Annotated in this window: 27 protein-coding genes and 1 riboswitch; of the genes, 13 read left to right on the top strand and 14 right to left on the bottom strand. The window is 40.5% G+C overall.

Annotated elements, in window-relative coordinates; all coding sequences use genetic code 11:
* Window positions 1–110 precede the first annotated feature (110 nt).
* Window positions 111–635 (top strand): hypothetical protein, encoded by a 525-nt coding sequence (locus tag AC0NJP_RS00915; protein WP_474038020.1) that lies wholly within the window; start codon window positions 111–113, stop codon window positions 633–635.
* Between the two features lie 108 nt (window positions 636–743).
* On the opposite strand, the gene AC0NJP_RS00910 is transcribed toward AC0NJP_RS00915, so the two are convergent.
* Window positions 744–974 (bottom strand): hypothetical protein, encoded by a 231-nt coding sequence (locus tag AC0NJP_RS00910; protein WP_474038019.1) that lies wholly within the window; start codon window positions 972–974, stop codon window positions 744–746.
* Window positions 975–1,264: 290 nt separating this feature from the next.
* On the opposite strand from AC0NJP_RS00910, the gene AC0NJP_RS00905 reads away from it, so the two are divergent.
* The 4 genes from AC0NJP_RS00905 to AC0NJP_RS00890 all read left to right on the top strand — a co-directional run bounded on the left by AC0NJP_RS00905 (window position 1,265) and on the right by AC0NJP_RS00890 (window position 3,576).
* Window positions 1,265–1,435 carry a hypothetical protein gene (locus AC0NJP_RS00905; RefSeq protein ID WP_474698487.1) on the top strand — a complete coding sequence of 57 codons (171 nt, stop codon included), beginning with the start codon at window positions 1,265–1,267 and terminating at the stop codon, window positions 1,433–1,435.
* A 38-nt stretch (window positions 1,436–1,473) separates the two neighbouring features.
* Window positions 1,474–1,638 (top strand): hypothetical protein, encoded by a 165-nt coding sequence (locus tag AC0NJP_RS00900; RefSeq protein WP_474698486.1) that lies wholly within the window; start codon window positions 1,474–1,476, stop codon window positions 1,636–1,638.
* 190 nt (window positions 1,639–1,828) lie between these two features.
* A complete protein-coding gene (locus AC0NJP_RS00895; RefSeq protein ID WP_474698485.1) occupies window positions 1,829–2,542 on the top strand; it encodes a DUF421 domain-containing protein in 714 nt (237 codons plus the stop codon).
* Window positions 2,543–2,784: 242 nt separating this feature from the next.
* Window positions 2,785–3,576, top strand: a complete 792-nt coding sequence (locus AC0NJP_RS00890) for a hypothetical protein (protein ID WP_474698484.1) — start codon at window positions 2,785–2,787, stop codon at window positions 3,574–3,576.
* Between the two features lie 79 nt (window positions 3,577–3,655).
* On the opposite strand, the gene AC0NJP_RS00885 is transcribed toward AC0NJP_RS00890, so the two are convergent.
* Window positions 3,656–4,363 (bottom strand): Bax inhibitor-1/YccA family protein, encoded by a 708-nt coding sequence (locus AC0NJP_RS00885; protein WP_474698483.1) that lies wholly within the window; start codon window positions 4,361–4,363, stop codon window positions 3,656–3,658.
* Between the two features lie 208 nt (window positions 4,364–4,571).
* On the opposite strand from AC0NJP_RS00885, the gene AC0NJP_RS00880 reads away from it, so the two are divergent.
* Window positions 4,572–5,069, top strand: a complete 498-nt coding sequence (locus AC0NJP_RS00880) for a hypothetical protein (RefSeq protein ID WP_474698482.1) — start codon at window positions 4,572–4,574, stop codon at window positions 5,067–5,069.
* 258 nt (window positions 5,070–5,327) lie between these two features.
* Here AC0NJP_RS00880 and AC0NJP_RS00875 read toward each other — a convergent pair whose 3' ends face one another.
* Window positions 5,328–5,483: a hypothetical protein gene (locus tag AC0NJP_RS00875; RefSeq protein ID WP_474038009.1), complete on the bottom strand. Its 156-nt coding sequence runs from the start codon at window positions 5,481–5,483 to the stop codon at window positions 5,328–5,330.
* A 211-nt stretch (window positions 5,484–5,694) separates the two neighbouring features.
* Window positions 5,695–5,777: riboswitch (ZMP/ZTP riboswitch) on the top strand.
* A gap of 70 nt (window positions 5,778–5,847) precedes the next feature.
* Here AC0NJP_RS00875 and AC0NJP_RS00870 point away from each other — a divergent pair.
* The 3 genes from AC0NJP_RS00870 to recD2 all read left to right on the top strand — a co-directional run bounded on the left by AC0NJP_RS00870 (window position 5,848) and on the right by recD2 (window position 9,705).
* A complete protein-coding gene (locus tag AC0NJP_RS00870) occupies window positions 5,848–7,092 on the top strand; it encodes an L-lactate MFS transporter (RefSeq protein WP_474698481.1) in 1,245 nt (414 codons plus the stop codon).
* A 105-nt stretch (window positions 7,093–7,197) separates the two neighbouring features.
* The gene (locus AC0NJP_RS00865) at window positions 7,198–7,428 is read left to right on the top strand and encodes a DUF2164 domain-containing protein (protein ID WP_474038006.1); all 231 of its coding nucleotides are present in this window, start codon (window positions 7,198–7,200) and stop codon (window positions 7,426–7,428) included.
* 48 nt (window positions 7,429–7,476) lie between these two features.
* On the top strand, window positions 7,477–9,705 hold the full coding sequence (recD2, locus tag AC0NJP_RS00860; RefSeq protein ID WP_474698480.1) for an SF1B family DNA helicase RecD2: 2,229 nt from the start codon (window positions 7,477–7,479) through the stop codon (window positions 9,703–9,705).
* Here recD2 and AC0NJP_RS00855 read toward each other — a convergent pair.
* The 4 genes from AC0NJP_RS00855 to AC0NJP_RS00840 form a co-directional block, all read right to left on the bottom strand.
* A complete protein-coding gene (locus AC0NJP_RS00855) occupies window positions 9,680–10,135 on the bottom strand; it encodes a gamma-glutamylcyclotransferase family protein (RefSeq protein ID WP_474698479.1) in 456 nt (151 codons plus the stop codon). The genes recD2 and AC0NJP_RS00855 overlap by 26 nt on opposite strands.
* Before the next feature lie 91 nt (window positions 10,136–10,226).
* On the bottom strand, window positions 10,227–11,315 hold the full coding sequence (gene rsgA, locus AC0NJP_RS00850; RefSeq protein ID WP_474698478.1) for a ribosome small subunit-dependent GTPase A: 1,089 nt from the start codon (window positions 11,313–11,315) through the stop codon (window positions 10,227–10,229).
* Between the two features lie 219 nt (window positions 11,316–11,534).
* Window positions 11,535–12,293 (bottom strand): hypothetical protein, encoded by a 759-nt coding sequence (locus AC0NJP_RS00845; protein WP_474698477.1) that lies wholly within the window; start codon window positions 12,291–12,293, stop codon window positions 11,535–11,537.
* Window positions 12,294–12,358: 65 nt separating this feature from the next.
* Window positions 12,359–13,240 (bottom strand): LysR family transcriptional regulator, encoded by an 882-nt coding sequence (locus AC0NJP_RS00840; RefSeq protein ID WP_474698476.1) that lies wholly within the window; start codon window positions 13,238–13,240, stop codon window positions 12,359–12,361.
* An 81-nt stretch (window positions 13,241–13,321) separates the two neighbouring features.
* On the opposite strand from AC0NJP_RS00840, the gene AC0NJP_RS00835 reads away from it, so the two are divergent.
* The 4 genes from AC0NJP_RS00835 (at window position 13,322) to AC0NJP_RS00820 (ending at window position 16,701) form a co-directional block, all read left to right on the top strand.
* Window positions 13,322–14,236, top strand: coding sequence for an EamA family transporter (locus AC0NJP_RS00835; RefSeq protein WP_474698833.1), 915 nt, complete (start codon window positions 13,322–13,324; stop codon window positions 14,234–14,236).
* A gap of 31 nt (window positions 14,237–14,267) precedes the next feature.
* Entirely contained in the window at window positions 14,268–14,675 is a 408-nt protein-coding gene (gene fosX, locus AC0NJP_RS00830; RefSeq protein WP_474698475.1) for a FosX/FosE/FosI family fosfomycin resistance hydrolase, read from the top strand.
* A gap of 30 nt (window positions 14,676–14,705) precedes the next feature.
* A complete protein-coding gene (gene pta, locus AC0NJP_RS00825; protein WP_474698474.1) occupies window positions 14,706–15,680 on the top strand; it encodes a phosphate acetyltransferase in 975 nt (324 codons plus the stop codon).
* A gap of 64 nt (window positions 15,681–15,744) precedes the next feature.
* A complete protein-coding gene (locus AC0NJP_RS00820; protein WP_474698473.1) occupies window positions 15,745–16,701 on the top strand; it encodes an NAD(P)-dependent oxidoreductase in 957 nt (318 codons plus the stop codon).
* Between the two features lie 152 nt (window positions 16,702–16,853).
* Here the strand turns inward: AC0NJP_RS00820 and AC0NJP_RS00815 are convergent, their stop codons facing one another.
* The 7 genes from AC0NJP_RS00815 to AC0NJP_RS00785 form a co-directional block, all read right to left on the bottom strand.
* Window positions 16,854–17,609, bottom strand: coding sequence for an AAA family ATPase (locus AC0NJP_RS00815; protein WP_474698472.1), 756 nt, complete (start codon window positions 17,607–17,609; stop codon window positions 16,854–16,856).
* 70 nt (window positions 17,610–17,679) lie between these two features.
* Window positions 17,680–18,897, bottom strand: a complete 1,218-nt coding sequence (locus AC0NJP_RS00810) for an ArsB/NhaD family transporter (protein ID WP_474698471.1) — start codon at window positions 18,895–18,897, stop codon at window positions 17,680–17,682.
* A gap of 50 nt (window positions 18,898–18,947) precedes the next feature.
* Window positions 18,948–20,180, bottom strand: coding sequence for an MFS transporter (locus tag AC0NJP_RS00805; RefSeq protein WP_474698470.1), 1,233 nt, complete (start codon window positions 20,178–20,180; stop codon window positions 18,948–18,950).
* Window positions 20,181–20,229: 49 nt separating this feature from the next.
* Window positions 20,230–20,739 carry a hypothetical protein gene (locus AC0NJP_RS00800; protein WP_474698469.1) on the bottom strand — a complete coding sequence of 170 codons (510 nt, stop codon included), beginning with the start codon at window positions 20,737–20,739 and terminating at the stop codon, window positions 20,230–20,232.
* A gap of 93 nt (window positions 20,740–20,832) precedes the next feature.
* Window positions 20,833–22,107, bottom strand: a complete 1,275-nt coding sequence (locus tag AC0NJP_RS00795; protein ID WP_474698468.1) for a sensor histidine kinase — start codon at window positions 22,105–22,107, stop codon at window positions 20,833–20,835.
* Complete coding sequence (locus AC0NJP_RS00790) at window positions 22,107–22,784, bottom strand: response regulator transcription factor (protein ID WP_474698467.1); 678 nt, start codon at window positions 22,782–22,784, stop codon at window positions 22,107–22,109. Before AC0NJP_RS00790 ends, AC0NJP_RS00795 begins: the two co-directional genes overlap by 1 nt.
* Window positions 22,785–23,233: 449 nt before the next feature.
* On the bottom strand, window positions 23,234–23,884 hold the full coding sequence (locus AC0NJP_RS00785; RefSeq protein WP_474698466.1) for a CatA-like O-acetyltransferase, family 3: 651 nt from the start codon (window positions 23,882–23,884) through the stop codon (window positions 23,234–23,236).
* Between the last annotated feature and the right edge of the window lie 71 nt (window positions 23,885–23,955).

Genomic DNA, 23,955 nt, shown 5'->3' with positions numbered 1-23,955 from the left:
CGTGGACCAGCTCCCTTCTGTCTATTATTTCATCATAACGAGTAATTATGACAAATCAGTGACAAAAGGACGATGCGACCGCGTCAAATTTGCTTTAGGAGGCTGTCTATGTGATTGAATTGTTTTTAATTTTACTGTTTATCGCTGCTGCAATTTTAGTAAAAATGCGCATAGAATTAGAAAAAATTGATGATGTAAAATATGCTATGAACAACTTTGCCGTGGAAGCTGCCAGACTCGTAAAGACAATTGATCATTTTACTCCCGCCATGGTTGCTGCTCTATCGCTAGGCGGACAGACCATAGACGGCTATATTTACGCAGATACAGATACAGGCACGCTTTGCCTTGTAAATAAAAAGCTACGTTGGAAACTCGTAAAAGGCCATGAAATATTAGATGTGGCAATCGTAACAGATGATACGAGTCAAAAAACGAGTAAAGACTATGTGGAACATGTTCATGTAATTATGCATCTTAATGATTTAAAATATCATACAGTTCGGATAAATTGTCTGCCTGTCAGAGCGAAAAAAAATTCTTCTAGCTATCAACAAGCTTTAGCCACAGCAACGCAATGGCACGGCATGCTACAATATTTGAAACAGGCTGAAGAAGAATATCGCTTCAATTAAAAAGCCAATGCACTTGCGAAAATAACAAGTGCATTGGCTTTTATTCTTATATGCTACAATGACTATTTGATGGAAAGCTTCGTCTATTGATTCGTATTAATACTTAATTTACTGCCTACTGCGTGAAGGCGCAAGCTGCCTGCCCCAGCCTTTGGCTTGCTCTTTCAAATAAAGATCCAATTCAGCAGGATCCATGCGAACCGTTTTTACTTCAGCTTGTCCATAAACCCTTCGGTCGCGGTGAGTAAATCCTGCTATTTTCGTCACCTTACGGTGCATCTCTGCTTCAATAGTTGCCGCTTTAAGTAAACCGCAAGTTTTTCTGTCAAGCATTTTCATACGCCAATCACTCTCCTAAATTGTTGTGTGATCATAACAGAAACTATTCAAGCATATTTTTTTAAGACAGTTGCTATTATCACAACTCCCTCTATAATTACTATAAGACTTTTGCTGGATTTAGTCTATATGTAATTTGTTAATTTGGCGTAAATTTGTAAAGAACCTAAAATAATAAAAACGATTTATCTGTCTTATTTAATATTTTGCGAAACCGTCTTAGCCTTATTGACATTTATGCTCAAAATACGACATAATATTTATTGTTAGAAAGAAAGCAGGTGAGTTCTGTGGAAAAGAAGAAAAAAAATCAAACAACGATCATTACCTATTTTACGAAAGATGGCCGTCGCACAACAGAAAAACTTGCTTTCCGAAAAATCGTCCACTGCTATGATGCTGGAAGGAATTTAATTCACTCTAGTTTAAGTATACGCTTTTCTTTGGAAGACGAATGGTAGTCTTGCTAGCAGGTTATGCTAAGCGAGAGGTGATAAGCATGGATAAGAATGAAACCGTGGAGCAGCAAGCAGCTAAAGCCAATGCAGCTGTCGGTTATGGACCCAATAATCCAGAACCCATTCAGTTCAAGGAAGATCAGAAAAAGCCACCAAGAGACTCTTTAGAAGCTGTTTCTGAATACATTAATCGCGATCGAAATTAAAGTTGCATTTCCTAACTAGATAGTGTATTCTATCTATGGGGATGCTACGATGATTCGTAGTAGTGGTTATAAGGCGGGACAAAAGCGGGAGCAGATCGGAAAAAGCTCTCGCTTTTGTTTTTATAAAAATATGGTATAGCAAAACTACGATACTCTTATCCTATAAAAAAATGGATAGGAGATTTTTTTTATGGAACAAATCCTCCAAATCGTCGCTACATTATGCCGCACGCTATTTAGTTATATCTTTTTGCTTTTTCTTACTAGAATCATGGGTCGAAAGCAGATTACCCAACTTACCTTCTTTGATTATGTAACAAGCATTACCATTGGTTCTATTGCCGCCGCAATTGCCATTGGTCCTATAGGCGATTTTTATCTAGGCGTTCTTAGCCTATTCGTTTGGACTTGCAGCATCATGACGACAAATTATTTAACGAAACATAGCGTACCTGCCCGAAAACTTGTTGAAAGCTCCCCGGTCATGGTGATTTATCAAGGGAAAATCCTTGAGGAAACTCTTGGCAAAATGAACTATACCTTAGATGACCTCTTTATGGAGCTGCGTAATAAAGACATATTTGACCCTACTGAAGTAGCTATTGGCATATTAGAGCCAAACGGCCAGTTAAGTGTCAAAAAAACTTTTCCAGCCTCGCACGTAACCAATCAGAACCTTGCGCTATCAGAATCGCCCAAATTTCTATCCCCCTTTACAGGGCTCCAACTCATCACCGATGGCATTCTCATCAAAGAAAATCTGCGTCAAAGCGGTTTATCGCTGACTTGGCTGCTACAGCAGCTTAAAGTCCAAGGACTAAACGATCTGACACAAGTAAATACAGCCCTGATTCGCTCTGATGGATCTCTTTATTTTGATAAAAAAAGAGACCCCTTGCCTTAACAACAAACCTATTATATTCAATAGTAAAACTTTTTTGCTATAATATGAAATTTTTTTGACATAAAAAGGCATACTCTGTTTTTTATTTAGGAGAATCTGATATATAATTAAAGGTATTCCTAAGATTTGATATAATGTGTTTAATAACATATTGAACACATTTTCACTTCGTTAAGCATGAACATTACAATTTGCCAAGCTACAGTAATGCTTTATAGTTTGGCCTAGGAGACGCGAACTACATGAATCATCTTTTTGCCACTTTGTTTTTATTAGCTTTTATCCTCTTGTTAGTCGGCCTCATCTCACCATCAGCGGCACTTTTCTGGGGAAAGACCAAAACACGCAAAGCTGTCATTATATTCTACGGACCTATCTTAATTTGCTCACTAGCTCTCGCCGCTTACTTCAGGCTACAGCCAGCGCCCAGTGATGCGACTGCTCCAATAAGCGCAACAACAGAAGTGGCGCAGCAGCAACCAGTCTATAGCTTAGGGTCGGACATAACAGATTTCGAAAAAAAATATCCTAAAGCACCTGTTTCACGTGAGTGGATCACGCAAAATCTATATGAAAATCGATTTCTTATGGCAGTAGGCGGCAACCGATTGATACCCGAAAAGGTCGATAGCATTCGTGTTGTCTTAGAAAAACGCACTGCCGATTGGCAGCTTACCACTCCCCTAGAATATCCCGTAAAAGACATTACGACAATCAATCAAATTATTACAGAACTAGCTCCGCCAGATAGCCAGCTAAAGCGAGAAAAAGCCTATCAGATTACATCTTCCGGTACTACTCATGTCCATTATAAAATCTACCGCCAATATGAAAGCAACTGGCTAGAAGAAAACTTTTCAGCAAACCCTTCGCTGAAAATAAGTAATAAAAAAGCATTTACAGTCATTATTAATAAATTACCGGAAGGCTATCAAAGCGTTACCCTTGACGTAAATCCCATTGAATGGGAAGATATTGATCGAGGTGTTCACGGTCCCGATGGCTGGCAGGAAATCGAAAGCCCCAAAACGTAATAACCTAGTTTACAAAGAAAAAAGGACGAGCCAATGGCCCGTCCTTTTCCTTTATCCTATATCCTGAAAACAGCGCTCTTTACTCGTCTTTCAATTTGCGCAGCAGATTCAATACTTCAATATACAACCAGACTAATGTTACCAATACACTAAAGGCGCAAAACCATTCATATTCTTTGGGCAAGCCTTGACGAACGCTCTGGCTGATCTGCTCATAATCAATAAACAAATTGAGCGTAGCAACACCGACAATGATCAAGCTAAAAGCTATACCGACGATGCCCCCCTGATGAATCATAGGGATACGGATCCCGAAAAAACCTAAAACAAATTCAATCAAATACGTCACAGCGATTCCCATCGTCGCCATAAAGACACCGCGCATAAACTTATCGTTGACCGTTACATAACCACGGGCATAGATCACGGCCGCACTAATGGCAAGACCGAAAGTAATCATGACGGCATTGAGTACGATGCCGTGATACATTCTCGCAAACATAGCCGAAACAGCAGCTAAAAACATGCCTTCTAGAATTGCATAAAGAGGCGATAAAAAACCAGCCCAGGAAGGTTTAAAGCTAATTGCCATTGCGGCAATAAAGCCCATAATCGCAGTAACAGTAGCTGTAACAGGCGTTGCATAACCGCCTAGCCAAGTAACAAGGGCCGAAGCGATAACAATAGCGACAAGAAGCATACTTTTTAATGCGACACCCGTATATGTGGCAGTCTCACTGCCGTATGCTGGAAGTTCTCTTACTTTTGAAAGAATTGGATTTGCCATAAAAATCATCTCCTTTTAAGGGTTTGATTTATATTATACCATAGAGTAATCCCCTTGCAGGGAAAGAAATAGAAAAATTTCTCCATAATTAAAATTCTCAACTAATTTTATCTGGTAAATTTCTCGGCTAAGTAATGACAAAATCACTTTGCGGGTGTATATTTTACATGTAAAATAGATTAGAGTAAAAATAAAACGAGGCCTAGCTATGAAAAAAATTTTCCTAATTCTTCTTATTACCCTTTTTACCAGTAATTGTTTCGCTGAAGACGTGTTTATCGCCAACGAAAACGGCTATACAAAATATTTGCGTTCCGAATCAGCAAATGCAAAAGTACTGCCAAAAAGTGATCAACTCTCAACCTTTGAAATGACCTATTCTTTACTTTTAGTACCTGATAAACCTACGTTAGACATGTTAAAAAACCAAACATTAGACAATAAAATCGCCTATAAAAAACAAACCTTTATCTTCAAATGTTCCTTTAACAAAATCCAAAACCAATGGAACCCCGATGGGACTCTTTGGATCACAAATGATGAAATATGGGGCGGTGCTCCAACAGCCCTATGTTTATATCAATTACAAGGTAATATGCCTGCCGGTCCTTATTATGGCGATACCCCCGAAGCCAACACCAACCGCAATACAGTCATTGCAATCTACAATTATATTGTTTCGCATAACTTAATAACCTACTATTAAAAAGAAAACTAACCTGACTAAAAGCTTCCCAAGATTCCTGGGAAGCTTTTTTATATAGACTTGACATTTCATTTTTATGTGTTATGATATAATTACCTGATTTCATATTATCTTATTATAGTCGCCTGCATTGATTGCAGACGACTTCTTTCTATTATAAAACCTATTATAGTTACAATAATCGACTCAAAATAACCGATATATCAAAAGAAAAAGAGTGGCTCTGCCACTCTTTTAGAATACACTAAATTGCCATTACTATTTAAGCTGTTCTTTGACCATTTCGCATACATTAGGCCACTTCGAACAAAGTTCTTCTCGCAACTTTATTCCTTGCTCCCGCTCTTCTCGGTCATCAGAATTCAGTAAAGTAACCATTTCATTCCAAGCTTTATCCACCTCAGATAGCTCCATAATAAATCCCTCTCTTAATAAAATTATTATGCCAAATAGATTTTACATCAATTGTATTTATTCCTTCTTGACAAATATTATTATCCCTAATCTTAACGACTCCGCAATAGGAGCTCTTTTATTTTCCCCCTCCACCATCGTATTTTTAGCAGTATTTTATCTTGACACCTTTTTTCTCTGTTGCTATAATGAGCCTGTAATAAAAAGTTCATAGGCTATGCAGGACTGACGGATAAGTGGAAATGACCACATGTACTGCAGAGCAAAGATAAGCCGACCGTCTGGGCAGAGAGATTCATGCCTGGACGGTTTTTGCGTTTTGGCAGCATCTCTCGGATTTTTTTCTTAGAAGGGATGGATTTATATGAGAAATCGCTGGTTTATCGCTCTTGCTGCTGTGGGAATTCATATTTGTATTGGCAGCGTCTATGCTTGGAGTGTATTGGTTCGTCCAATTATGGCAAACCAAGGCTTTTCCTTGAAAGAAACAACCTGGACATTTTCTTTAGCTATTTTGTTTTTAGGTTTATCCGCTGGACTTTTAGGCAGTTTCGTAGAAAAATACGGTCCAAAAAAAAGTGGACTCATCGCGGCCGCTTTCTGGGGTGCAGGAATGTTCGGCACTGCCTTGGCTCTCTATCTGCATAGTTTGCCACTACTGTATTTGTTTTACGGCGTAATTGGCGGCATTGGTCTAGGCATTGGATATATTACCCCTGTTTCAACGCTAGTCAAATATTTTCCGAATCATCGCGGCTTTGCCACGGGCCTTGCTATTATGGGCTTCGGTTTTGCTAGTTTGATTGCCGGCCCTTTGATGCAACGGCTAACGACAGCCTACGGATTAGTAGATAACTTTCTGGTGCTAGGCATCATTTATATGATTGTTATGGGACTATCGGCTTCCTATTTAAAAGCTCCCCCAGAAAAACCAAGTAATAATCCTGTAGCACCGAAAAATTCTTGTTTACAGCGAGGCTTTACGGAAAACGAAGCTTTAAAGACTTGGCAGTTCAGTGCTTTATGGTGGATTTTTTTCGTAAATATTACTTGCGGCATCGGCCTTTTAGCAGTCGCGTCGCCCATGGCCCAAGAAGTTGTCGGCATGTCTCCTGCCGAAGCAGCCTCATTAGTAGGTATCATTGGACTATTTAATGGCGCAGGCCGTATCTTTTGGTCAACGATTTCTGACTATATTGGCCGCGGTTATACTTATGTACTCTTCTTCGGTTTAGAGTGCTTCGCTTTCTGGAAGCTTGCCACAACGGCAGATGCTTTCGGATTTGAAGTACTAGTTCTTCTCATTATTACGTGCTACGGCGGTGGCTTCTCTTGCATGCCAGCCTATCTCAGCGATATCTTTGGCACCAAAAAACTAAGCGCCATCCATGGTCGGATCTTGACTGCCTGGGGAATGGCCGGTGTCGCTGGTCCTTATGTCGTGTCATTACTTAGAGAATCAACCAGCGGCTACACACTGACCCTATATTTCTTCGCCGGATGTTTTGTTATTAATTTAATCATTGCCTTCTTCTTAAAACACTATGGCGCTCGTCATACCGCTACAGCACTTACGGCAAGACAATATTCGGCCGAAAATCCTTCATAAAAAATTATCAGCCAGCGCCAAAAGCGCTGGCTTTCTTATTACCAATCTTTTTTTCTGAAAAAGGCAATGCTATAATGAACCAAAACTTAAATTCGAGGTGCCATCATGATTAAGCTTTCTGACGAATCAAAACAAGTTTTACTAAGCAGCATCCAAGAATTCTTTTTGAAAGAACGCGATGAAGAAATCAGTTCTTTTCAAGCTTCGCTGTTTTTGGATTTCATTCTGAACAATGCCGGTGTGTATATTTATAATCAAGCAATTTCTGATGCCCAGCAGTTAATGTCACAAAAGGTGGAAGAACTTTTTTCGCTTGAAAAACGCATAACGAATTGATATTTTTAAAATGAACCGTACTTTCTTATGAAGTGAGGCATTTTTTTAATGGCAGATATCCCTACAATAATTCCTACCGATTCTACTGAAGAAAAAGTATTTCTCAGCGGAACCGTAGAACGTGTTACTTTTCATAATGACGATAATGGTTTTTGCGTCCTGCGAGTAAAAGCAAGGGGCTTTCGCGATTTAGTAACTGTTGTCGGACATGCTTCCACAATCACGAGTGGCGAATTCATTGAAGCCATCGGACTATGGAAAAACGATCCCCAATACGGGCTTCAATTATCTTGTATTTCTTTAAAATCCATGCCGCCTACTACGTTGGAAGGCATTCAAAAATATCTTTCCTCTGGCCTAGTTAAAGGAATTGGTCCTGTTTATGGCGAGCGTTTAGTCAACTGTTTCGGTCTAGACGTTTTTACCGTCATCGAACAGACACCGCACCGTTTACGAGAAGTTGATGGAATCGGCAAAGTCCGCAGTGAAAAGATTGTGAAGGGCTGGGATGCCCAAAAGAAAATTAAAGAAATTATGCTTTTTTTATATTCAAATGGCGTTGGCACATCAAAAGCTGTTAGAATTTATAAAACCTACGGCGATAAAGCGATTTCTCTGATTCAGGAAAACCCCTACCGTTTAGCGCAAGATATATATGGGATCGGCTTTGTGACAGCTGATACAATTGCTCAGAAAATCGGTGTTGAAAAAAACTCGCTCATTCGTGCCAAAGCGGGAATTCGTCATGCCCTTTTCGAAGAAGTTTCCAACGGCAACTGCGCCTACCCCAAAGCCGCTCTGCTGCCCCAAGCAGTAGAATTATTAGAAATCCCGCTTGATATCTTAGAACAAGCCCTTATCGAAGAAATTGAGACACAAGGTATTATGATAGATACCATCGGCGACGCGGAGTGTCTCTTTATCCCCAGCCTCTATTATTATGAAAAATATATTGCCGAACGAATTGTCGCTGTCGCCTCAGGTTCGCCCCTATGGGGTGAAATAAATGCAGCTACTGCAATTCCCTGGGTTGAAGCGAAATTAGGCATCCAACTGGCGGAGAATCAAAAAAAAGCCATTGCTACAGCGATACAGTCTAAATTTATGGTCATTACTGGCGGCCCTGGTGTAGGAAAAACTACGATCGTAAATTCTATCATCAAAATTCTCAATGCCAAGCAACTACAAATCCTCTTAGCTGCCCCAACAGGTCGAGCTGCGAAACGCCTCTCAGAGTCTACCGGCCTAGAAGCCAAAACCATTCATCGCTTGCTGGAATATGATCCGTCAGAACATCAATTCAAACGAAACGAAATGAATCCGCTCGAATGTCAACTGTTGGTTATTGATGAAACATCCATGGTAGATGCCCAGTTAATGAATTCCCTGCTAAAAGCTGTACCGCAAAACGCTTCGATTATCCTCGTCGGCGATGTAAATCAGCTTCCTTCTGTGGGCGCCGGGCAAATCTTAGCTGACATTATTGATTCTGAATGTGTGACAGTTGTTACATTAAATGAAATCTTTCGTCAGGCTAAAACAAGTAAGATCATTACTAGCGCTCATGCGATTAATAGCGGCAATATGCCTGATCTCTCCAATCAGCTTGACGGCGATTTCTTTTTTGTTAGCTCGGAAACCCCAGAAGATGCTGTACAAAAAATCATTGAAATTGTAAAGCACCGCATACCAAAACGCTGGCACTATAATCCAATCACTGACGTTCAAATTCTCTGTCCGGCTAATATCGGCGGTATTGGCGCTAAATCTTTAAACATCGAACTGCAAAAGGTACTAAACCCTCAGGCTACAGAAAAAGTAGTAAAATTCGGGATTCCCCTCGCCACTGGCGATAAGGTGATGCAAATTCAAAACAACTACGACAAAGAAGTCTTTAATGGTGATATTGGCTTTATCACCAGCATTGACACAGGCGAAAAAGAGCTGGCCATTCAGTTTGATGATCGCACGGTAATTTATGATTTTGACGAACTAGATGAAGTCGTTCTTGCTTACGCTTGTACCATTCATAAAAGTCAGGGCTCAGAATATCCGGTTATCGTCATCCCGATCATGATGCAGCATTTTATGATGTTGCAACGCAATCTCATCTATACAGGAGTCACTCGCGGCAAAAAACTAGTCATTCTCGTGGGACAAAAAAAAGCCTTAAATATTGCGGTTAACGGCAAAAAACATAACAAACCGCGTTATTCAAAGCTTAAAGAATGGCTTGTAACCTTAACAACTATTACAACGAATCCACTTTCGCTTTAGCATTTTCCACTGCCTGTTCTAACACCATAGTATTAAGGTCATGATCCCGATAACCTTGCCGAATCATTTCAAGATACCGTTCATGCGGTAACGCCGGCATGGCTTCATACTCTTCAGCCATTACATAAAGCATGGCTTCCTGCTCGCCGATCTTAGTCCCTACCGTAACATTTTTCTTTTCATACAGCCTTGGATATCCCTCATAACGATCAAGAGCCTTTTCGCAATCTTGCGTAATATGCCAAAGGACAACCGGGACAACGCCCTCGCTTTGCCGTTCCACATTAGCAACACCGTTTTGTTTGCCGCGAAAAGTCAAAGTATAGCCTGTTAGCTCACCCGTACCAATTACCTGAGCATTCGGACAACGCCGCTTCATTTGCTGTATATTCATATTACTGCCATAAGCAGCATATACTTTGGCTTTCATGCGCTTGATTCTCCTTCCTTATCGCCAAGATAATCATTGAGGTTCATTCAGCTTTGCGACGTTTGCAAAAAAGCATCTCCAAAGAGATGCTTTAAAAGCCACGCCGTCTTTTATTTTTTTCTTTGACAAACTCTCGTGCGTTTTTCACGCCGCCCATTTGCGCAAACATAGTCGTACTCTTTTCCTGTTCAATCTGCTTTGAAGTTAAGCCCTCATACTTGGCTTCTTTTTTCAACTTTAAATAATTAGCAAGCCGTTCTGCCGACAGCAACCCGTCTTTTATAGCCCTTTGTACTGCACAGTTCGGCTCATTAGTATGAGTGCAATCATGAAACTTGCACTTTGCTTTGAGCTCGTCAATGTCGGCAAAGGCTTTCGTAAAATCAGCGCTCTCGATTCCGATTTCTCTCATTCCTGGGGTATCAATAACAACACCGCCACTTGGAATAGTGATCAATTCGCGCCTAGTCGTAGTATGCCTGCCTTTATTATCGTTTCTTATCCCTTGGGTTTGTAGCACTTTTTGGCCTGTGAGTCTATTGATTAACGTCGACTTTCCCACACCGGATGAGCCGATAAATGCAATGGTTTTACCACTAACGAGATAGCTTTGCACAGATCCGCAACCAGCCTCAATCAAACTCGAAGTAACAAGCACCTCAACCCCACAAGCAACCGTATTAAGCTCTAACAATTTTCGTGGTAGATTATCACATAAATCAGATTTCGTAAGAACGATAACCGGAACAGCTCCACTATCCCAGGCAATGCCAAGATAACGTTCTAACCTGCGAAGATTATAATCGTTATTCAGTGACATACAGATAAACACGGTATCAATGTTTGAAGCTACAACTTGCTCCTCATTTGAACGTCCCGCCGCCTTTCTAATAAAAGCGCTTTTCCGTGTCAAAACCTGATGAATAATGGCATTCCCTCTAGTATCATCATTTCGATCCAGCATAACAAAATCGCCCACTGCCGGATAATCAGATATCGCGCGGACATCAAAACGAAACTTTCCGGCAATTTCTGCTGTTAACTCACCGTTCTCGGTTACTACCTTGTATAAATCTTTATATTGGGCAATAATTCGCCCAATATAAAAACCAGAATATAAACTAGACTCAGTAATAAACCGTTGACTGAGCCCCATATTTTCCATATCAATTTTGCTCAATTTTATATCCTCCAAAAGTTTGTGAACTCAGCTTTTGGGAGGTATATACATTATTTTATTTTGTATGCACCTCCCAGGTTCTTACAATATCCATTGCACTACTATACAACATAAAACAACATCTCCTTTTAAAAGCAGATTCTCTTACAATTTGATCATATCACAAAAGCATTAACTCATAAAGCAGCCTTATGAATTATCACTAACTTTAAAATCCTATTATAGCAAAGCAGCAAGATAAAACTGCCGATATTTTTCCTCCTCAAATACAACAGAAATCTGTTCCCGATAAAGCGCAATGGCCAAAATGGCATTGCAGTCTGCCTCAAAGCACGGAAATTGCTCTTGGTCAAATACCGGCACTTCATTAACCGCATAGTCATGGAGCCAATAATCAGCCAAAGCCATACACGCTTGCTTAAGGTCAGTTGCATTTTTTTGCATAATGGCTCGATACAGTTGCAGCCAATGACGATCATCATAGGCAGGATTTTCTGTCGGTAAGACCACGGGATATCCTGTCATTAAGCCATATAGGATTCGGGAAGCAACACCTTCATAATCAGATTTTTCCGGCCAATCTCGATAATGTTCTAAAGAAAAATCCCGTGTCAAGGCGAAAAACGTAACAGTTTCTTCTGAATCGATAGGATAATTTTCGCCTACTAGCTTCTGGGAAAGAAGGAGCGCGAGACAAGCAAACCATAGGCGACACCGCTCTGCGCTTGCTCCCGCCGCACACTCCAAGGAGCCAAGACGAAAAATAGCTTCCCGCAAATATTTTATTTTTAGAACAAAAGCATCGTTACGATGCCACGCGTCAGCTTCCAACTGATCAATACCGCTCAGACTGCTCAGCCACTCAGGGGCTAGGCGCTCATAATCGGCAAGGCCTCCTGGAATTCGTTCTTCGCCAAATACGGGCGGCGTTTGAATAAGCTGAAGTATTTTCTCTTTTATGTAGTTCGTGTTCTCCATATAATCCTCCCAATAAATTACTAGTCGCTAACCGTCACCTGCTAAATCCGTATTAAGCAACGACCTTATACACCAAATATCGTTTGCAAATACTGATCAAGAATACAAAGTGTTTTGTTTAAATCCTGATAAGGAAACTTGTGGGTCGCCTTATAGCATATTCTAGGCGGAATGGGTTCTGCTAGCCGCTGAAGGACAAACTGTCCACCCTGTACCATGTGTGCACCTACCGAAGCTGGAACGATAGTCCACTGCTGAACGTCCTTCATAAAAGTAGTGATAAGCCCTGCCGAATCTAAATGAATGCGAGAAGGACAATGGGGGTCCCACCACTGATCATGTTTAAATTGAAATTCTTTATTCCAAATTATGAATATTTCGTGCTGCGGCGCTAATTCCTTTATTTCAACAGTGTCTCCTGCCTGACGCCCCGGTGCGGCAAGACGCAACAACATCATTTCTTCCGAAAAAAACGGCTTCACGGTGACACAGGGCGATGCGATCTCGCGTACCACAAAGGCCACATCCATCTCGCGTCTCTCTATACTATCAAAGGCCTCCTGCGTATGCTGTGTTCGAATTTGCAGCCGTATTGCTGGATTGTGCTCATTTAACAGGCGATATAAAGGCGGTAAAACAAAGTGACTTATACTTTCAGCAACACTAATGGCCAAACTGAATTGAGAGTCATTAGCTTGCAAGATTTGCGTTTCCCGCCAAAGAGCATCCCATCTCTCAGCAATATAAAAAAAGCTTTCCCCTTTTGGCGTCAGGCTGATTTTGGCTTCCCCTTTTCGTCGCTCCACCAAGAGGCCGCCCATATCCTTCTCTAAGGTCTTCAACCGATAGCTTACTGTAGCTTGCGATAAATGCAAGAGTTCCGCCGCCTTGCTTAAATTTTCCGTCTTCACAATCGCTAAAAAAGCTTCAATCCCAGGAAAGTACATAAAATCACCTCTTATATATAGAAAAAGTTAATATTTATTACAAAATACTTAACATTTACATCAGTATTCTATATATGTAAAATTAACATTAACAAAGCTGCTAGTCAAATCATTCTTTGCATTGGAGGAGATAGTATAACAGAATCAGCTCTTATTCTTATTCTGATTGCCGCCTTCGCTCATGCCACCTGGAATTATTTAGCCAAAAAAGCCTGCGGAGGTACCGCCTTTATTTGGCTGTTCGCCGCGCTTTCGACCTTGCTTTATTTTCCATTCGCTCTATGGATCATCGTTACGCAAAGCCCGGTAATTGGCTGGTATCAACTAGGTTTTATGCTAGGCAGCGCCATATTGCACTCTTTATATTATATCTTGTTGGACAAAGGATATCGAATTGGGGATCTTTCGCTCATCTATCCTCTCGCTCGTGGCACAGGTCCTATGATCTCGACGATTGCCGCCATTGTATTATTAGGCGAACAACCTTCTGCCATAGCGCTTATGGGAACGCTATGCATTGGACTAGGAATTATTGTAATCACCGGAAATCCTTTGCACATAGCCGAACCTACAGCCCGCAAATCAGTGATATTTGCTGTTTTGTGCGGCACTATGATTGCTGGATATACGCTCTCAGACAAATTAGCTGTTACTACCTTGCTAATCCCCCCGTTACTGCTGGATTGGGCAACTAACTTGGGACGAATATTTCTCTTAACTCCTTATGCAATCAAAAATTGGAACAAAGTAAAAGACCAATGGAAGAGTCATAAAGTGGAGGCTATTAGTGTGGCTATTTTGTGTCCATTGGCCTATATTTTAGTTTTAACTGCGATGGTATTTAGTCCGGTAAGTTATATCGCACCAGCGAGAGAAATCAGCATTCTAATCGGCACTGCCCTGGGAGCCAAGCTGCTATCAGAAGAAAATATAAGAATTCGTATCATTGGAGCAATTGCGATGCTCCTTGGTTTAGGCGCGCTGTCGCTAGGATAGCAATACCCTGCAGAAAGGAGGCGTTAATAGTATGATCGAAGGCATCAGTCACGTAACTTTTATCGTTAAAGATCTTGAACTTGCGACTACATTTTTCAAGCAAATATTTGAAGCAGAAGAAGTTTACGCTAGCGGTAATAATACCTTCTCGCTATCAAAAGAGAAATTTTTCCTCATTGGCGGACAATGGATTGCCATTATGGAAGGTGATTCTCTGCCCACTCGAACCTATAACCATATCGCCTTTAAAATAGCAGAAGCAGATTTCGAAGTATATGAATCACGCATTAAAAAACTCGGTGTAGATTTTAAGCCGCCGCGACCACGCGTAGAGGGCGAAGGCCGATCATTATATTTTTATGACTTTGACAATCATTTGTTTGAAATCCATACAGGAACACTCCTGCAACGATTAGAAAGATATAAAATAGCGAAATAAAATCCTATATGTAAAAATGGAGGTGCCAAAATGTTTGAAAGCATGATTGAAAAATTAAGAAATAACCAGCGAAAACTCGTATTTACCGAAGGTTCTGATCCTAGAATTCTTGAGGCGGCCAGTCGTTTAAAAACAGAAAAAATTCTCGAACCGATCCTGTTAGGAAATCCCCAAGAGATAAGCACAGCATCGCAACAGTATGGTTTTCCTATAAATGAAATTGAAATCATTGAGCCTAAAACCTATCCGGCGCTGGATTCCATGGTTACGCAAATGGTTGAGCTTCGAAAAGGAAAAATGGATAAAGCCACCTGCCAAGAGGCTTTGATGAAAACGAATTACTTTGGTACCATGCTTGTAAAAATGGGGTATGCTGACGGCCTATTAGGTGGTGCAACCTATTCTACTGCCGACACCGTTCGCCCGGCACTTCAACTTATAAAAACATCACCTGGAAATAAAATTGTTTCAAGCAGCTTTATTCTATATCGTAATATAGAGAATGTTGAGGAAAAATACGCCATGGCTGATTGTGCAATCAACTTGAATCCTAGTGAAGATGAGCTTGTTGAGATTGCTGTTGAAACGGCAAAAACAGCAAAGGTTTTTGACATTGATCCCAAAGTTGCTTTATTATCGTACAGCACCTTAGGCTCAGGCGCAGGAGAATCAGTTGATAAAATGCGAAATGTAACTGCCAAATTAAAGAGTATGAATCTTGCTTTTCCTATTGATGGCGAATTACAATTTGATGCGGCCTTTTCAAAAGATGTTGCCAAAATAAAAGCGTCACACTCGCCTGTCGCTGGAAAAGCAAACACTTTCATATTCCCCGATATCAATGCCGGCAATATTGGTTATAAGATAGCGCAACGTCTCGGAAACTTTAAGGCCTATGGTCCAATCCTGCAAGGACTTAATGCACCAATCAATGACCTTTCAAGAGGTTGTAACGCAGATGAAGTATATAATATGGCAATTATTACGGCTTCCTTAAAAGGATAAAACGGTAAGCCACAAACAGATTTTCTGCCAAACATAGTATAAAACCTGAAAAGGGGGTTTAGCCGTGAAGATTCTCATTGTTGGCTATTTTACTGAGACTGCAAAAACAACGATTGCAAAGCATTTTCCGACCGGCTGGGACATTATAATTGTCCCACCTGGAAAAGAAATAACGCAGCATATAGCAGATTGTCAGGTACTCATCCCCGAACATATTAAAGTAGATAGCAGCCTGCTTTCCATCGCAAAAAAGTTAAAGTTGGTACAAACAGGCGCAGGCTTTGATAATGTAGATATAGAGGCTTGTACGCAATTCGGCGTTTGGGCGGCTAATGCTGCCGGAGTCAATGCCCAGGCAGTTGCTGAACATGTAATGGCACTGCTTTTAGCTTATTATAAAAACATACCGTTTCTTGATACTTTCATGAAAAACAAGGTCGCTGAAAATCAACTGGCCTATACGGGGAGTGAATTAGCAGGCAAAACAATTGGGATTATCGGTTACGGCGCCATCGGCAAAAAAGTCGCTGAGTTTTGTAAAGTTTTTGATATGAATGTACAGGCCTATGCTAGAAATGCTGCGGCACAGTCTGACGGTTTTGTAAAAATGACGGATTTCACGACTCTTATCAGCACTTCCGACATCGTAAGCGTACATATCCCCTTGAATCAGCAAACCAAACAGTTGATCAACCAATCGACATTTAAGAAAATGAAAAGTTCAGCGCTGTTTATCAATACCGCCCGCGGCGGGATCGTCAATGAACAAGACTTGATCGCCGCATTAAAAAGCAGGGATATTGCAGGCGCCTGTCTAGATGTATTTGAGTCTGAGCCGCTGCCAATGGACAGTGAACTACGGAACCTAAGCAACGTGATACTGACTCCCCACACCGCAGGTATGCCTGACAGTCGTAAATTTCATAAAAAAAGATATGACTTCTTTGTGAATAATATTAAACGTGTGGAAAATGGTGAGGAACCAGAAAGCAAGCTTAATCAGCTTCATACTCCTCGGTAACGCACTTTAAAGAACAAGGCTAAACCGCTAATTGTAGTGTATAAAACGTCCAATTGGGATACAAACTACGAGGGGATACTCTCCTTTTTAAATATCAAGGCCATTGATGACTGTCATGGTCTTGATATTTTTTTATTTTTCTACCCTTAGATTTATTCTTCGGATAAAAGTATTTTTAGCATCTTTTCACGATTATTCATAAATTCCTTGGTAATGATATAGTGATCAGTATCTTCATAGGAAGCCCGTTTAAGCCTGCCTTGAGATAATTGCAATAATTCGGCGCCAGGATAAGCCATAATTATTGGTGAATGAGTAGCTATAATAAATTGCGAGTTTTTACGCACTAAATTACGGATGAGCGGAATCATGGACATTTGGCTTAATGGTGATAACGCTGCCTCTGGTTCATCCAAAATATAAAGACCTAGCCCGCCGAATCGATTTTTAAAGGCAGCTAAAAAGGATTCTCCATGTGACAATTCATGTAAAGATCGACCTCCAAAGGAACATTTTATCGGTGGTCCAAATGCTGGTTCCTCATCAAGTTGATCGATATTGGTCGCTACATTATAGTAGCTTTCAGCGCGGAAAAAGAAACCATTTTTGTTTCGCTGATCACCTCTAGTAACCCTAATGTACTCACTGAGTTTAGAGTGAGAATCCCGCGAGCTAAAATTGAAATTCTTTGTACCGCCTTCAGGATTAAATCCCAAATTTACCGCTAAAGCTTCCAACAATGTAGATTTGCCCGAACCATTTTCGCCAATAATCATAGTAACTGATGTATTCAGTTGTATTTCTTTCAAATCTTGGATTATAGGAATATTAAAGGGATACTCTTGTCGATTATCAACTTTATCCCAAAGCATTTCAATACTACGAACATAAAGGGATGATCCAAACATACCCTGCCCTCCTACCTAGATAATAGAAAATACTCAAAAATTCAACTCCAGCCATATAATAACACTTTTCTTAAATCAGCCATAAATATCCAATAAAAGTAACAACTAACGTTAGAGGAAAACCAATGCGAAAATACTCTCGCGCAGTCATATAGACATGATTTTGTTTGGCAATCTCAACTACAATTAAGTTCGCAATAGATCCCGCAATCGTGAGATTTCCGGCCAAAGTCGAAAATAAGGCTAAGGCCTTCCACCATACTTCCGCCTCGGTATCTGGAATAAGAAAACGCATTAATAACACTGCGGGAACATTGCTTACCAGATTAGATAAACCAACGGTGAATATAGCAAAAAGTCCTAAGGTGCTCAATTTCAAAAAAGAAAATTGGTCAAAAAAATAATTTACCAGACCACTTTCTTCGACTCCAGCCACAATAATAAAAAGACCAATAAAGATAACCAATAGGTTAAAATCCACACTAGCGTAGACTTTGCTCGGTTCTACCCGCCGAGTCAGTAAAGATGCCGTAGCTCCCAAGCTAGCTACTAATGCCAAATCAAAACCGAATAAGTACGTAATTAAGATAACTGCCAATATCAATAAACTTTTGATAATCAAATACATATGGACATTTACAGGAATTTGTTGGCGACTATCCCAACCACCGCAAAGTTCTTTACGATAATAAAATGCAATCACGCTAAAAGTACAAAGCAGCCCTAAGATTGCTATAGGAGCTGCAACCATAAAATAAGATAAAAATGTCATTTTTGACAGACTGCCCACAAGTATATTTTGTGGATTTCCCAGTAAAGTCGCAGCACTGCCTATATTGGAAGCCATGGCAACTCCCAGGAGATGTGGTACCGGATTACAATCAAGTTTCTGGCAAATAAGTAGTACTATAGGCGTAAAGAGCAGGCAGACAATATCATTAATCGTAAAAGCGGAGAGAACCCCACTTACCAAAATAATGGCAAACAACAAGTTTTTCTTATTGTGCACCATCCGTATCAGATGGTTGCCTACGAACTCAAAAAATCCGGCTAATTTCAAATTTGCTACTAGAATCATCATTGAAAATAAAATGATGATTGTCTTATAATCTACCGCCGAAACGGCTTTATCATATGATAAAACACCGGTTCCTGTCATTGCTACCGCTCCAATGATAGCAGCTCCTGCACGATCCACTCTGAAAATGGGGCTTTTTCCTAATGTAAAAATCACTAATACAACTCCCAAAATTATCCCCGCCAATACCATATGTAAAGAATGTTCCATTTCCTACCTCGTTTTGCGCTATTTCGAAATATTACTTAGCCAGCCAAATATTAATCTATCCCATCACACCGTTCGATTTTCTTCCCAACAATTATAAAGAGCGCAACAGCAAAAACTGCGACAAGCCCATGAAAAAGATAGGCTGTACCGTAGCCATAATGGTCCACAATGAATCCTGCTACTATATTGCTTGATGTAGCCCCGAGTCCCTGCACTGTAAGAACGGCAGCAAGACCAAAATTGAAATGACCGGTTCCTGCTAATAGCCGTTCAACAGCTAATGGCGTTAAAATGCCAAGTAAACCTGCGCCAACACCATCTAAGACCTGAACAGGATAGATCATTGCAAAACCGGACATTTGGGCAGCAAGAATGCCACGAATTGGCAATGACCCAAGCGACAAAAGTATGGTCCATCGTAATCCAATCCGCTCAACAGCATAGGGAGCCAACACAGCACCGACAATCGATGAAATCTGACCTACACCAGTAATGATCGCAGTCGTCTGAAACGGCTGTTGCAGCTCTCTAGCAAATTGTTGGGATATCAACCTTGCAATCGGCGCATTCCCGAAATGAAAAATCATTAACGTCCCCGCAAGTAAAAATAACGCTTTATTCGACAGCAGCCGTTTAAATTGTGATGGTCCTAACCCTTCCGTTCTTCGGTTAAGACCACGGGCGACAGCATGATCAATCTTCGATCTGTCAATGGCTAAAACGGCCATAGCTGTAGCAAGTGTAGTCACAACCATTAGTGCAGTAACGCCGCTGATACCACCCCATTGACTTACGAGATAGGTTCCTCCGATAAGTAATATGTTACCAGTATGGTCCCACACTGCATTCCGACTAATCTGCCGACCGAATAGCTCTTTTCCGACCAGTCCAAGAGTAATCGCCATAACAGCTGGTCCAATCACCAAACCGGCAACACTAGTTATAAATTGAGTGGTAAAAACAGTAAAGCCAATTGGATAGATAAGAGTTACGAAAGCAAGGATCGTAATCAATGTAATCGGAACAACGACGAGCGTACGCTTATGACAGGTTGCATCGACGAAAGCGCCCGCCGGAGCGCCGCCAACGATACCAACAATTCCGCCAATAGTAGCAAGCACACCTAAATCAAAGGGCGTCCAGCCTTTAGTGATAAGATACGCATCTAAGAAAGGTCCAAGACCGTCCCGCGCATCAGCAAGAAAAAAGTTAAGCGCCGCCAAGGCAGTAAGCGGCGCTGTCATACGACTGCACAAGTTACCTTGTTTGACACAGTTGTTCATAAAACGAACTATCTGACAAACAGTTAGGGCACGCTTTCTTTCTGAAAGCCTAATCATTGGTCGATTCGTCTGGCTCATCTAGGTCTGGTCTCGGTAATGGAGGCCCCGGCCGATGTTTTCCTGGAAGCGGACCGGGATCATTAATTTCTCTTACTATATGCTCTTCCAGATCCGCTTTTATTCTTTGCGCTTGGCATGCAGAAATGCGGCCTTCTTTTACATCTTCATCGATATGCTGCGTCCTTTCAGCAATCATGAATTCCTTCAACGATTCCTCTGAAATACCATGTTCATTTGCTATAATAACTAAGGTTTTACCTGCCTCTCGCTCAGCTCTTAAAGTATTTTCATCTACTTGTAGTAATGTAAGAAGTTTTGGGTTCTCCATTGGTCCTCCCCCTGGTTTTGGATGACCTTTCCCAGGTATTGGATGATCCTTTACAGGAGCTGAACTTTGTTCAATAAAATCATTTTGCTGATTGGGAATGGCAAAACCTATTGCCAAATTACTAGCCGCCATGATAGCCACAATACTCATTGTTAAAATACGTTTTTTCATAATATGATGTACCACCCTTCAAAATTTGATGAAATAAATGGAACTATATTCATATTATGAAGCCTTATTTTTTGAGATTTTTTTGAAAAGTATTTACTCCTTATTAGGTATATAGGCAGGCATAGAAATCATAAATTTTGTACCTTTTCCTAGCTCGCTCTCAACGTTTATTTTTCCTCCGTGCTTTTCTACAATCCACTTAGCAATTGCTAATCCGAGTCCGATTCCGCCACTTTCACGCGAACGTGACTTGTCTACCCGAAAAAACCGCTCAAAAATGCGGTGTAAATGATTCGGCGCTATGCCAATACCAGTATCTGCTACAGTCATTACAACGTTTTTTTTAGCTTGAAAACAATGGATTTGTACTTGTCCGCCTGCCTGTGTATACTTCAAAGCATTATCAAGCAAGATAACGAATAACTGATGTAGCCGCTCTTTGTCAGCTATTAGTGCTAAATTGGGTTGGATATCACTGAAAAGGCTAATTCCATTTAACTCATCCATCCCTTTGAATTGTTCCAAAACATTGTCAATGATTGCACTTATATTAATCAGTTCCAGATGCAACTCCGATTTATTGGCGTCAGATCTAGCTAGCGTAAGCAGACTAGATATTAAGTTCTTCAGTCGCATTGACTCTCTTATGATAATATGAAGCCTATAACTTTCCGCTTCAACACTGTTTTCAGGATGTTTTAGCATCAATGCGGCATTCGTATAAATTCCTGTAATAGGAGAACGAAGTTCATGTGATGCATCGGAAACGAACTGTTGCTGCTTTTCCCACGCTGCTTGAATGGGAATCATCGCTCGTTTTGCAAGAAAATATCCTGCCAGGATAATGGCGATTGTTCCAATTACTCCGCCGCCCAAGGTAATCCATAGTAAATTATTAAGTAATGCAACTTCGGCATCCACATTACTTACTGCAATCACATACTGCACCTGAAAGTCATTAACCTCATTAAAAGAATTATCCGTATCTGAATAAGGAATACGGACCGTTCGATAAATATGTTCTTCATAATTCTTAGTTTGAATTTCCCCTGGCTTGGTCAGTGAATTGAATTCTTCCATATTGCTGATTTCCTCAATTTTAGCTGGTCCTGGATGAATAATACGTCCATCGGTGCTCTGTAGCAATAGGAATATCCGTGGGTCGGGCGGTTGCGGTGGCTTAGGCGGAGGTTTATGGGCGCCTCTAGGTACTCTAAAGGAACTCGCTTGTAACTGCATAGCATAATCAATCTTATCAAACAAGCGAAAAGCCATATATTCGTATAGTATCATGGTGAATGCTACGAAAATTAATAGGAATACAAGGGAATTCAAGACAGTCAATCGTCGCAGTATATTTTTAAACATTACCTCTTCTCCCTCAATGAAAAACCTGTGCCACGAATCGTTTGTATCATTGTATCAAAACCATAAGGCGCAAGTTTTTTTCTTAAATAATGAATATATAAATCAACAATTTGAATCGCTGCATCGTAATCGTATCCCCAAATTCGATCAAAAATTTGTTCTCTTGTTAGAGTTTGGTTTTTATTTAAAATAAGAAACTCTAAAATATCATATTCTTTAGCCCCTAGTTTAAGCGACTGGCTATCAATATACCCGTCTCGGATCTTGCTATTTAATGAGATACCGCCATAGCTCAATCCGCTATCCATACCAAGATTGCCCTTCCGTCGTAAGAGGGCCTTTATTCTTGCTAACAGTTCCCGTACAGCAAAAGGCTTCACTAAATAGTCATCTGCTCCCGACTCCAAACCAATCACCCGATCATCGACACTGTCTAGGGCTGTAAGAAGCAGTATTGGCAAAGTACAGCCAGTTTCTCTTAATGTTTTAACTATATCAATTCCATTTATCTCTGGTAACATAATGTCTATTATTAATAGATCATGTATTTCTTGCTCAGCGGCACACAACCCAGCTTCACCGGTTGACGCCTCATCGACAACATAATTTTCCTCTATTAGAAGCGAAACAATCGCTTCACGCACGACATTATCATCTTCAATTACAAGAATTCGCATGTTCATCACTCCTAATATAATAAGTTTTATAAATCAAGAAAAGCTATAAAGTAATCTAGCTATTATAACCAGTTATGTTTCTGTCGTGTAATTCTGCTTTTCTATACATCAAATAATATAATAGTTTGTTTATTATAAAAAGGTGTTTTTTGTTATAAATATTTTTATATAAACAATGCATAAAGCTCCCAGTTCAACTACAAACTACCAGGACATACTATTCTTTTAAAAATATCAAGGCCATTGACGATTGCCGTGGTCTTACATTTAACAAAGAGAAACGGCGAATTTCTAAATTCGCCGTTTCTCTTTGTTCCTACTCATTCAAGTCGCACTTCTTCGCCGCCCTATTTTGCCTAAAAGAAAAGCAGTATTATACAGTTTGCAATATACGCTCCGAAAAGCTACCATGATCCGCTCTATATAAAGAATAAAAAGCCTAAGCAGCTCTATTGCTGAGTAAAATTCAGAATTTCGTCTTTTAGCAACAAAAACACCTTAGCCAAAAGATACCCATCTGCTACTGCATGATTCAATCGTACACTGACCGGCATCATTAAACGGCCGTCTACCTTACGGTAACGCCCCCAATTCACGATTGGCATAAAATAAAGGTAGCCATCTGGCAGTTCCACATGCAGTGAATCATAGGACAACCAGGAAATATACGAGGCATCAAACCAATTTGGATGATTTTCCATATCGACCCCATACTTCCGCGTCTGCTTTGCTTTCGCAATATCCGCTACACACGCAGCATAAAAGGCTTTATAATCCTTTTGGTACTCTGTATAGACTGGCGTACAGGTTTCTGTATCCTCGTAAAAAATATACTGAGTGGGATTAATCTTGTCATACACAATAACTTGCTTTGTCTGCCAAAGATATCCCATTCGATAATCTTCCCGAGAATTCAAGACTTTTGCTAATACATAAAGAAAATTAATATAAAACTTCGTACCGCTACGCCGAGAATAGGCTTCTAGCTCCGTCACATCTAGTTGGCTGGTCATCGAAACAGAGCACTTGCAGTCAGCCGAAAAATGATGAAACACGCCACGGCGATAATATTTGTCCATCTCGATCACTTTATAATTCATACATTTTGCCCTCTTTGTTTGAGATTTTTTAATGACACCTCTAGCAAAGCTGGCATACAGCGACACATCTA

It is taken from the genome of Pelorhabdus sp. sgz311002 (assembly GCF_056134285.1).
This window is presented reverse-complemented; position numbering and strand designations above follow the sequence as displayed.